This is a genomic window from Pseudomonas sp. Snoq117.2 (assembly GCF_900110545.1).
GTDB lineage: Bacteria > Pseudomonadota > Gammaproteobacteria > Pseudomonadales > Pseudomonadaceae > Chryseomonas > Chryseomonas benzopyrenica.
The window spans coordinates 1,128,905-1,140,361 of record NZ_FOED01000001.1; the positions used below are offsets into that span (position 1 = coordinate 1,128,905).

At 65.4% G+C, this 11,457-nt stretch carries 8 protein-coding genes; 7 read left to right on the forward strand and 1 reads right to left on the reverse strand.

Annotated features, from left to right (window positions below):
- Positions 1-49: 49 nt before the first annotated feature.
- Complete coding sequence (locus BMZ43_RS05545) at positions 50-1,171, reverse strand: glycerophosphodiester phosphodiesterase (RefSeq protein WP_037064265.1); 1,122 nt, start codon at positions 1,169-1,171, stop codon at positions 50-52.
- A 296-nt stretch (positions 1,172-1,467) separates the two neighbouring features.
- On the opposite strand from BMZ43_RS05545, the gene BMZ43_RS05550 reads away from it, so the two are divergent.
- The 7 genes from BMZ43_RS05550 (at position 1,468) to BMZ43_RS05580 (ending at position 11,266) form a co-directional block, all read left to right on the forward strand.
- Positions 1,468-1,683, forward strand: coding sequence for a cysteine-rich CWC family protein (locus BMZ43_RS05550; protein WP_017641724.1), 216 nt, complete (start codon positions 1,468-1,470; stop codon positions 1,681-1,683).
- On the forward strand, positions 1,683-2,387 hold the full coding sequence (locus BMZ43_RS05555) for a pseudouridine synthase (RefSeq protein ID WP_017641723.1): 705 nt from the start codon (positions 1,683-1,685) through the stop codon (positions 2,385-2,387). Before BMZ43_RS05550 ends, BMZ43_RS05555 begins: the two co-directional genes overlap by 1 nt.
- A gap of 60 nt (positions 2,388-2,447) precedes the next feature.
- Positions 2,448-3,419, forward strand: coding sequence for an aldo/keto reductase (locus tag BMZ43_RS05560; RefSeq protein WP_093250774.1), 972 nt, complete (start codon positions 2,448-2,450; stop codon positions 3,417-3,419).
- Between the two features lie 57 nt (positions 3,420-3,476).
- Complete coding sequence (gene rlmF / locus BMZ43_RS05565) at positions 3,477-4,415, forward strand: 23S rRNA (adenine(1618)-N(6))-methyltransferase RlmF (RefSeq protein ID WP_371913847.1); 939 nt, start codon at positions 3,477-3,479, stop codon at positions 4,413-4,415.
- Positions 4,416-5,020: 605 nt separating this feature from the next.
- On the forward strand, positions 5,021-6,658 hold the full coding sequence (gene mqo, locus BMZ43_RS05570) for a malate dehydrogenase (quinone) (RefSeq protein ID WP_017641720.1): 1,638 nt from the start codon (positions 5,021-5,023) through the stop codon (positions 6,656-6,658).
- Positions 6,659-6,927: 269 nt separating this feature from the next.
- Complete coding sequence (locus tag BMZ43_RS05575; RefSeq protein WP_017641719.1) at positions 6,928-9,567, forward strand: MGH1-like glycoside hydrolase domain-containing protein; 2,640 nt, start codon at positions 6,928-6,930, stop codon at positions 9,565-9,567.
- 283 nt (positions 9,568-9,850) lie between these two features.
- On the forward strand, positions 9,851-11,266 hold the full coding sequence (locus tag BMZ43_RS05580; RefSeq protein ID WP_064309221.1) for a GGDEF domain-containing protein: 1,416 nt from the start codon (positions 9,851-9,853) through the stop codon (positions 11,264-11,266).
- Positions 11,267-11,457 lie beyond the last annotated feature (191 nt).

The window sequence follows — 11,457 nt, forward strand, 5'->3', positions numbered from 1 at the left end:
CTGAACTTCCAGTGATGACGGGGAGACCGCCAGGCCTCCCCGCCGGGCCTCAATAACCCAACTGCTTGAGCAGGGCGCCAGGTGCCTGCTTGGCCGGCCGCTCATAGAACTTCAGCAGTTCGGCGCTGCGGTTGGTGAAGAAGCCATCCACACCACGCGGCGCCAGGCGAGCGAAGTCCACCGCCGAATCCACGGTATAGGCGTGCACCAGCAGGCCGCGCTCGTGGGCCACGTCGTTCATCCAGGGCTTCACCAGGTCCGCGTAGCTCTGGTCGCCACCCTCCTCCAGTGCCGCCGACGGACCGATGCCGATGGCGCCATGGGCCTTGGCCCATTCGACCCAGGCGGTGAAGTCACCCTCGGAACGTACCTGCTGCTTGGCGTAGTAGGCCGCCTTGCTGGCCTCCCCCGACTCGGCATAGGTCGGCCCGGGCTTGGCCGGGATATAGTCGTCGCCCAGCCACAGCAGCAGGATCTTCGGCGTATTGGGCATCTCCTTTTGCAGCAGCTCCAGGCTGCCTTTCTCGAAGGTCTGCAGGATCACCCGCCCGGGCATGGCGGCGACACCGGTGGCACCGGCCTTGGGCTGACCGAGCCAGCCGCGCTGGGTCAGCTTGGCCTTGAGATCGCGCTCGATGCCGGGGAACAGCTTGGGCTGCTTGGTCTCGATGTAGAGGCCCGGCTTGTTGCGCCCGCCCTCGGCGATGTCGATGACCTCGTCGAGGGTGAGGATCTTGAGTCCGGCGAACTTGGCTCGGGCGCGGTCGGGATGGGCCTGGTTGAACCAGCTGCCGGCATCCAGCGACTTGAGCTCGGCCAGGGTGAACTGGCTGACCGGCGCCTTGGCACGCTCGGGAAAGCGCTTGGCGACATCGGTGGTGCGTTCCAGGGTGTCGTCGTGCAGGGCGATGAGCTGGCCGTCCTTGGTGCGCTGCAGATCGAGCTCCAGGTAGTCGGCACCCAGCTCTCGTGCCACCAGATAGGCCGGGGCGGTGGATTCCGGCGCATCGAAGGAGGCGCCGCGATGGGCGATCACCGCCGGCCAGGGAATGCCGGCCTGGCGGGCCAGGGTCTGGCCGACGTCGGCTTCGGTGGCCAGGGCCAGCTGGCTGACCAGCAGGGTTCCGGGTATGAGGGTACGGATCAGGGTGCGCAAGGCGTTTATTGTCATGGGGTCCTCGGGTGGTCCGACGGGTAGCGCTGAGGCTGCTGGAGATCGCACGCCCCCTTGCAGGTTCGGCTGCGGCTCCACGGAAACAGCTGCAGAAGCCTAGCTCAAGGTGAGCGGATGGGTCGGTCGGTCAAGGACGACAGCCTGTCGTCGATCCCCTACACCGCCCCCCTGAACAGCCTTCAGGTGGCAGACTGCACCCCGGATGTGACATTGGGCAGACACCCGGGGCAGCAGACGTTATCCAGGTCGCAATTTCCGGTACTCTGCCGCCCGCTTCGCCTGACGAGATCACCATGGCTGCATCACCCATCCCCTGCGATCCCACCCGCTGCCCGCTGTGCGGCAAGGCCAATAGCTGCGCCCTCGCCACCGGTGGCGAGATCCACGATTGCTGGTGCCTGCAGACGCCGGTCGATCCAGCGGCCTTGACGCGCCTGCCCGAGGACGAGCGCAACCAGCGCTGCCTGTGCCCGGCCTGCGCGGCGGGTATTGCGCGCGAATCCCGCTGATGCGCCTGGACCGTTGGCTGGGCAACAGACCCGAACTGGGTCGCCAACTGGCCCGCCGTCTGCTCGCCGAAGGCCGGGTGCGGGTCAATGGCGCCACCACCCAGCAGGCCGAGCAGGAGGTGTTCACCTTCGATCGCATCGAGGCCGACGAACGCCTGCTGCAGGACGGTCCCGGCGGTCGCTATCTGATGCTGCACAAGCCACGTGGCTGCGTGAGCGCCACCGTCGACGCCCGCCATGCCACGGTGCTGGACTGCCTGGCAGCGGACCAGCGCGCCGACCTGCACCTGGCCGGCCGGCTGGACTTCAACACCACCGGCCTGCTGCTGCTCACCAACGACGGCCAGTGGTCGCGAGGCCTCAGTCATCCCCGCCACAAGCAGACCAAGCGCTACCGGGTCACCACCGCCGAGGTCATCCCACCGCAGTTGGTGACCGCCTTCGCCGAAGGACTCTATTTCGCCTACGAAGACCTCACCACCCAGCCCGCCCAGCTGGAGCTGCTGGATGAGCACAGCGCCTACCTGACCCTGGTCGAGGGCCGCTATCACCAGGTCAAGCGCATGTTCGGTCGCTTCGGCATCGAGGTCATCGCCCTGCACCGCGATCGTATCGGCGCGCTGCCCCTGGATCCGGCGCTGGCGGAGGGCGCCTATCGCTCGCTCACCGCTGCCGAGGTGGCCCTACTACGTCCGGCGGATTAGGGGAACGGGACTCGGGAGTACCGGTCGGGATGCAGACACGCACCCTCCCGGAGACCTTTCATGCGTATCGACATCCCCTCCCTCGGTTTCGGCGGCGCCCCTCTGGGCAACATGTTCCGCGAGATAGGCGACGCCGACGCCCGGGCGACCCTCGAAGCCGCCTGGGATGCTGGCATCCGCCTCTACGATACCTCGCCGCACTATGGCGCCGGCCTGTCCGAGCGCCGCTTCGCCGAGGTGCTGGCCGACAAACCGCGCGATGACTTCGTGCTCTGCAGCAAGGTCGGTCGCCTGCTGGAACCGGCTGACCAACCGGAAAACGCCCCGCCGTTCGTCAACGAACTGCCCTTCAAGCGGGTGCTCGACTATTCCGCCGAGGGTGCCCGCCGCTCCATCGAAGCCAGCCTGGAACGCCTCAAGACCGACCGCCTCGACCTGGTCTGGATTCACGATCTCTCGGAAGACCAGCATGGTCCGGCCTGGCGCGACTACTTCGCCCAGGCCATGCAGGGGGCGGCGAAGGCCCTTACCGAGATGCGCGAGGAAGGCCTGATCCTGGGCTGGGGCCTGGGCGTCAACCTGGTGGAACCCTGCCGTCTGGCGCTGGAGCAAAGCGATCCCGACGCCTTCCTGCTGGCCGGTCGCTATTCGCTGCTGGACCACCGCGAAGCACTGGACACCCTCTTCCCCGAATGCGAACGCCGCGGCGTGGGCATCGTGGTGGGCGGGCCCTTCAACTCCGGCCTGCTGGCCGGCGGTAAGCATTACAACTATGCCGAAGCCGAGCCCGCGTTGCGCCGCAAGGTCGAATTGATCGAAGGCGTCTGCCAGGATCACGGGGTGGATATCCGCGCCGCGGCCCTGCAGTTCTGCCTGGCCCATCCCACCGTGGCCGCCACCATCCCCGGCAGCAGCACCCCGGCGCGGGCCCGGCAGAACGCTGAACTGCTGCGGGCGCCTATCCCCGCTGCCTTCTGGCGCAATCTGCGTGAGATCGGGGTATTGCCGGAAGATGCACCGACGCCAGCGTGAGCCCCTTTGCGTGAGTCAAGGGGGCGGCTGTGCTAGGCTCGCCGCCCCCTTTCGACCTTGCCCACCGCCATGACCTCGCCCCGCCGCCCCCTGCCTGGCCGCCCCGCGCCCCTGCATCCACGCAATCGCCACCACGGCAGCTATGACTTTCCGGCCCTGATGCGGACGAGCCCAGCGCTCAGGCCCTTCGTAGCACCGACGCCGCGGGGCAATCTGTCCATCGATTTCACCGATCCCCAGGCGGTTCGGGCGCTCAATCGGGCCTTGCTGGCGCTGCACCATGGCGTGCGGGACTGGGACATCCCCGCCGATTTCCTCTGCCCACCGATTCCCGGTCGGGCGGATTACCTGCATCATCTAGCCGATCTGCTGGCCGAGGGCACGGGTGGCCGGATTCCCCGTGGCGCGACGACGCGGCTGCTGGACGTAGGCACCGGCGCCAATGGCGTCTACCCGTTGATCGGTTTCAAGGAGTATGGCTGGCACTTCGTGGGCAGCGACATCGCCCCAGCGGCCCTGGACGCTTTCGGCCGCACCCTGGCCACCAATCCGGATTGCGCCGCCGCCATCGAATTGCGCCACCAGCCGGATCCCCAGGCGATCTTCGCCGGCATCCTGCAACCCGGGGAGCGCTACGCCGCCACCCTGTGCAATCCGCCCTTCCACGCCAGCCCCGACGATGCCGTGCGCGGCAGCACGCGCAAATGGAAGAACCTGGGCAAGACCACTGGCAAGCAGGTTCCCCTGCTCAACTTCGGCGGCCAGGCGGCCGAACTCTGGTGCCCCGGCGGCGAGGCAGCCTTTATCGAACGGATGATTCGCGAGAGCCACGCCTTCGCCACGCAGGTCGGCTGGTTCACCTGTCTGGTGTCCAAGGTCAGCAACCTGCCGCTGCTACAGGCGGCGCTGCACCGCGAGCAAGCCAGCGAGATCCGTGTCGTGGCCATGGCCCAGGGCCAGAAGCAGAGTCGCTTTCTCGCCTGGCGTTTCGGCTAGGTGCTGTACGAAAAATGCCCGCGCGGCGATGTTTCGTTGAAAAAGGCATGGATCGCCAGCCCGACCTAGCCCTCGTCTGACCTTAGCTCGTCGACCTTTCGTACAGCACCTGGTCGATCTTTCCACCCCTTGCTTACCGCTACGGACGACGACCCTTCGGCGGCTTTCTGGCCGGTTTCGTCGGTACCGCCGGCTATTCGCGGAGTGGCCCCGGCACCGCTGCGGTTCGCCCGCCGAGGCATCTGGCGGGACTTTGACCCAGGTCGCAAGAGATTAGACCAAAGGATAATAGGCAAAGCCTATGAATTACGGGCTAGGCATCCCCGACCCTTCTCATTAAAATGTCCAGCAACAAAAACGCATGCGCATGTAGCCGCGCCCGAGACCTCTGTTTCCGGTCAGCCGCTGCCAAGGCCGCGCATTGCGTTTTTGCTCCGACTCCTCCGGTGACGCACAAGAGAGGGGCGGTGGAGGGACAAGAACCTGCCCTTGCGTGTTTCCGGCTGCATTCTGCCTTGCCCACTGCACATCTACCCATGTGCCATGGTGCCGCACCGCACCGAAACTCGATAAGCAGACCCCGCTTCTATCGATTGAGAGACCATATGCTGAAGAAAATGACTGGCGCGCTGCTCGGCGTAGCTATCGCCTCCGCCCTGGGCACCGCACAGGCCGAAGACATCAAGAAGGTCGACGTCCTGCTGATCGGCGGCGGCATCATGAGCTCCACCCTGGGCATCTGGCTGAACGAGCTGGAACCGAACTGGACCATGGAAATGGTCGAGCGCCTGGACAAGGTCGCCGACGAGAGCTCCAACGGCTGGAACAACGCTGGTACCGGCCACTCCGCCCTGGCCGAGCTGAACTACACCCCGGAAGACAAGGACGGCAAGGTCACCATCGCCAAGGCCATCGAGATCAACGAAGCCTTCCAGATCTCCCGTCAATTCTGGTCCTGGCAGGTCAAGAACGGCGTCCTCAAGGATCCGAAGAGCTTCATCAACAGCACCCCGCACATGAGCTTCGTCTGGGGTGACGAGAACATCGCCTTCCTGAAGAAGCGCTACGAAGCGCTGAAGGCCAGCCCGCTGTTCTCCGGCATGCAGTACTCGGAAGATCCCGCGCAGATCAAGCAGTGGGTTCCGCTGATGATGGAAGGCCGCGATCCCAAGCAGAAGATCGCCGCTACCTGGAGTCCGCTGGGCACCGACGTCAACTTCGGCGAGATCACCCGCCAGTTCGCCGCCAACCTGCAGTCCAAGCCGAACTTCAAGCTGAACCTGTCCAGCGAAGTCGAGAACATCACCCGCAATGCCGATGGCAGCTGGCGCGTGGAGTACAAGAATCTCAAGGACGGCAAGAAGACCGAGACCGACGCCAAGTTCGTCTTCATCGGCGCCGGCGGCGGTGCCCTGCACCTGCTGCAGAAGTCGGGCATCCCCGAGGCCAACGACTACGCCGGCTTCCCGGTGGGTGGCTCCTTCCTGGTCACCGACAATCCCGAGATCGCCCAGCAGCACCTGGCCAAGGCCTATGGCAAGGCCTCGGTGGGCGCACCGCCGATGTCGGTTCCGCACCTGGACACCCGCATGCTCGATGGCAAGCGCGTGATCCTGTTCGGGCCCTTCGCCACCTTCTCCACCAAGTTCCTCAAGCAGGGCTCCTACCTGGACCTGCTGACCAGCACCAACACCCACAACGCCTGGCCGATGGTGCGCGTGGGCGTGGCCGAATACCCGCTGGTGGAATACCTCGCCGGCCAGCTGATGCTGTCGGATGACGACCGCATGGCCGCCCTGCGCGAGTACTTCCCCAACGCCAAGAAGGAAGACTGGCGCCTGTGGCAGGCCGGTCAGCGCGTGCAGATCATCAAGCGCGACGCCGACAAAGGTGGCGTGCTGAAGCTGGGCACCGAGATCGTCGCGGCCAAGGACGGCAGCCTCGCCGGCCTGCTGGGCGCCTCCCCGGGCGCCTCGACCGCCGCGCCCATCATGCTGAGCGTGCTGGAGAAGGTGTTCAAGGACAAGGTCGCGACCCCGGAGTGGCAAGCCAAGCTGCACCAGATCGTGCCCAGCTACGGCACCAAGCTCAACGGCGATCCCGAGCGCGTGCAGCAGGAGTGGAACTACACCGCCGAAGTGCTGCAACTGGCCACCCCGCCGGTCGCCACCGGCAGCCAGAACGCCAAGGCCACCGTCAGCGCTCCGCGCGCCGACAAGGCCGCCAACGACATGGCGCTGTAAATCGCCGTCAGGCCCGCTGTGCAAGCAGCGGGCTCACCGCGATAAGCAAAGGCCCCACCCCGATCCGGCGTGGGGCTTTTTTTCGCCCCTGCATTGGCCGTGATAGAGCCCTTGCGCCCAGCCAGGTCCTGTGACAAAAACCGCAACGGCGTGAATTTTTTCCCGCCAGACAGGCACTAAAACAGCAGCGATACGCCGAGGCAGCTCATTGCACGCCACAATGCTGATCTATCCTCGAGCCTTAACCGTTACCTGAATCTGGAGACACGATGACGGCACATCCCGCCCCGGGCATCCTGCATACCCGAGAAGGCCAGCGCCTGGCTGATACCGACGCCGCCGCCTGGCGGCAGTGGGGGCCCTACCTGAGCGAGCGCCAGTGGGCCACGGTCCGTGAAGACTACAGCGCCGATGGCGACGCCTGGCGCTACTTTCCCCATGACCATGCGCGCAGCCGCGCCTATCGCTGGGGCGAAGACGGCCTCGCCGGTTTCTGCGACAAGGCTCAGCAATGGTGCCTGGGCATCGCCCTGTGGAACGAGCGCGATCCCTTCCTCAAGGAACGCCTGTTCGGCCTGACCAACGCCGAGGGCAACCATGGCGAAGACGTCAAGGAGCTGTACTTCTACCTGGACGGGGTGCCGAGTCACGCCTACCAGAAGATGCTCTACAAGTATCCCCACGCCGCCTTTCCCTATGCCCAGCTCACCGAGGAAAACGCCCGGCGTGGCCTGAACGATCGTGAGTACGAGATCCTCGATACTGGCGTCTTCGCCGAAGATCGCTATTTCGACGTCACCGTCGAATACGCCAAGCACACCCCCGACGACATCCTCATGCGGGTCACCGTGGAAAACCGCGGGGCCGAGCGCGCCAGCCTGCGGGTGCTGCCGCAGATCTGGTCGCGCAACACCTGGGCCTGGACCGGCACCCCGCCGCGCTCCATGCTCAGCCTGGAAGGCGACCAGGTCCGCGCCAGCTATTTCGACCGGCCCGACCTGGTGGTGAGCGCCTGGGGCCCCCGCGAAGTCGAGTGGCTGTTCTGCAACAACGAAACCAATCTGCCCCGCCTCACCGGTGAGCCGGCCGAAGGCCCCTTCAAGGACGGCATCAACGACTACGTGGTGCGCGGTGCCCGCGAGGCGATCCGCCGCGACTTCGGCAGCAAGGCGGCCGCCCATTTCGCCGTGGAGCTGGAGGGTGGCGCCAAGACCGTGGTCTATCTGCGCCTGGCGCCCACCAACGCTCTGTCGGTGGATGCCGACGCCGTCTTTGCCGAGCGCATCGCCGAAGCCGATGCCTTCTATGCCGCTCTGCAGGAAAAGATCGCCGAGCCCGATGCGCGCCTGGTGCAGCGCCAGGCCCTGGCCGGCCTGCTCTGGTCCAAGCAACTCTACTACTTCGAGGTCAATCGCTGGCTCGATGGCGACCCGGCCCAGCCGACGCCACCCGCCCAGCGCCAGCGCATCCGCAACGGTCACTGGCGCCACCTGCTCAATTTCGACATCGTCTCCATGCCGGATAAATGGGAGTACCCCTGGTACGCCTCCTGGGACCTGGCCTTCCAAGCGGTCGCCTATGCGCTGATCGATCCCGGTTTCGCCAAGCAGCAGCTGCTGCTCCTGGTGAAAGACAGATTCATGCACCCCAACGGCCAGTTGCCGGCCTACGAGTGGAATTTCGAGGACGCCAATCCGCCGGTGCACGCCTGGGCCACCTGGCACGTCTACCTGCAGGACAAGTCCCTGACCGGCGTGGGCGATCGGGTCTTTCTCGAACGGGTCTTCCACAAGCTGCTGCTGAACTTCTCCTGGTGGATCAACCGCAAGGACACCGAGGGTCGCAACATCTTCCAGGGCGGCTTCCTCGGCCTGGACAACATCGCCCTCTTCGACCGCTCGGCGCCCCTGCCGGAGGGCTATCACCTGGATCAGGCCGACGGTACCGCCTGGATGGCCGCCTATGCCCTGGACCTGATGCGCATCGCCCTGGAGCTGGCCAAGGAAAATCCGGTGTACGTCGATCTGGGGGTCAAGTTCTTCGAGCACTTCCTGCACATCGCCGGCGCCATCAACCACAGCGATGATCGCGAAGACGGCCTCTGGGACGAACAGGACGAATTCTTCTATGACGTCCTGCACAAGGCCGATGGCAGCGCCGAGCCGCTGCGCCTGAGGTCCATCGTCGGCCTCATCCCGCTGTTCGCGGTGCAGGTGCTGGAACAGCGCGAGCATGAAGGCCTGCCCGGCCTGGGCGGACGGCTACGCGGCTTCCTGCGCCAGCGTCCGGACCTCGCGCGACTGGTCTCGCGCTGGACCGAACCCGGCCAGGGCAATAGATTCCTGCTCTCGTTGCTGCGCGGCCATCGCACCAAGCTGTTGCTCAAGCGCATGCTGGATGATCAGGAATTCCTCTCCGAATACGGCATCCGCTCGCTGTCCAAGGCTCACGAGCAGCAGCCCTTCGAGATGCGCCAGGCCGACGGCAACCTGCTCAGTGCCCGCTACCAGCCGGCGGAATCGGATTCGCGCCTCTATGGCGGCAACTCCAACTGGCGCGGGCCGCTGTGGATGCCGATCAACTACATGCTCATCGAGTCGCTGCACGAATTCCACCGCTACTACGCCGACAGCTTCTCGGTGGAATACCCCAGCGGTTCCGGTTACCTGGCCAATCTGGAAGAGGTCGCCGACGGCCTCAGCCAGCGCCTGACCCGGCTGTTCCTCAAGGACGCCGACGGCAAGCGCCCGAGCATGGTCGACTATCCGCAATTGCAGAACGATCCGCGCAGTCGCGACCTGGTGCTGTTCCACGAGTACTTCCATGGCGAAAACGGCCGTGGACTCGGGGCCTCGCACCAGACCGGTTGGAGTGCCCTGGTGGCACTGCTGCTGCAACCCCGGCGCTAGCCCGAGCACGCCACGGTGCCAGTCCCGGCCGGCACAGTGGCAGACTGCAACAAGGCGGCAGTTTTCCTCGGCCGCCCTGGATACTATGCTCTAGTGCGGTGTTTCAGAAGTTCGCGCAAGAAAGGGCGAGTGATTTTTGTTCTTGGGCAAGGCGCCGCGACGAGTCATGGCAGGGCTATGGCTAGGCGTGGCAACGCCGTCCAAGGAGCAAAAGCACCGCCAACATTGTGCAGTTAACTTCTGAAACACCACACTAGCCAGAGACCCGCCTTCGCGAGCCCGCATGACTCTCCCCGATGACGTCCAGCGTCTCCACGCCTTGAGCGAATTGCAGATTCTCGATAGCGGAGCCGAAGCCGCCTACGAGGACATCGTCGCGCTGGCCTGCCAGCTGACCCGGGCGCCCGTGGCCTTCATCACCCTGGCCGATCGGCACCGACTCTGGTTCAAGGCCTGCCAGGGCGTGACGATGAGCGAGATGCCGGTCGACGCCTCTCTCTGCCACTTGGCGATCCGCACCCCTCGTCAGCCCTTTCTGGTGGAAGACCTGCAAGAGGATCCACGGGTCGCGCACCTCAGATCGGCCCCCGGCCTGGAACGGATGCGTGCCTACCTGGGCATTCCCCTGCTCGATGGGCGCGGGATCGCCCTCGGCACCCTCTGCGTGATGGACGATCGCGTCCGCCGCTTCGAGGCCGTCCAGGTGGAAAATCTGCAACGCCTGGCCCGGCAGGTCACGAGGCTGCTGCAGCAGCGCGACACCCTGCGCCAGCTGGAAGAGCTGGACATCAACTTTTCCGCCTTCATGAACAACGGGCCCTTCATCGCCTATATCAAGGACCGCGACTGGCGCTATGCCTATGTCAACGAACCCTTCCTGCAGCAACTGGAGCTGACCCGCGACGAGGTCCTCGGCCAGGACGACTTCAGCATCTGGCCAGAGGCGGCGCCACGCTTTCGCCAGGTCGACGAGCAGGTGATGAACGAACTCAAGCCGAGCCGACTCGTCGAGCGCATGACTGTCCACGACGGTAGGCGCATCTTCTGGCAGTCCTACAAGTTTCCCCTGGTCACCCGGCAGGGCATCGCCCTGGCCGGATTGTCGGTGGATGTCACCGAGCACATAGAGCAGCAACACATGCTGGAGGCCTCTCAGCGCCAGCTGCTGGACATGATGCAGGCCGCCGAACAGCGCAGCGTCACCGACGCCCTGACCGGCCTGTACAACAGACGCGCCTTCGACCTGCGGTTGGCGGAGCATCTGCTGCGCGCCGAGGAGCAGCGCACGCCGCTGTCCATGCTGTTGATCGACGTGGATCACTTCAAGGCCTACAACGATGCCTATGGTCACCAGGCGGGTGATAGCGCCTTGCAGGCCGTCGGCCAGCTGCTGCTGCAGAGCTGTCGCGACAACGACGCCTGCTTCCGCTACGGCGGCGAGGAATTCGCCATCCTGCTACCGGGTGCCGATCTCACCGCGGCCCATCTGGTGGCCGAGCGCTGCCGCGCCGCCGTCGCCAACCACGCCTGGTCACGACGCCCCATCACCCTGAGCGTCGGCCTGGCCACCCACAGGGCCGGGATGGATGCCTACAGTCTCACCGAAGGCGCCGACCGGGCGCTCTATGCAGCCAAGGGGGCCGGCCGCAACCGTATCGCCGCGGAGCCCGGACCCGAAGCCCCTGCCAGTCCGGAATGACGCCCAAAACAAAAAACCCGCCGAAGCGGGTTCTTTGTTGCGACCATCCCAACGTCCTGTCAGGCGCCATCCTGGCCTGGTCTTCATCCGTGACCTCAGGGCTGCGCATCCTGCGCGGCTGATGGGTGTAGATTACGCAGCCCCCGCAGGTGGCAACATGGCCAGGTGACACCAGTGCGTGTAAGCCTTTT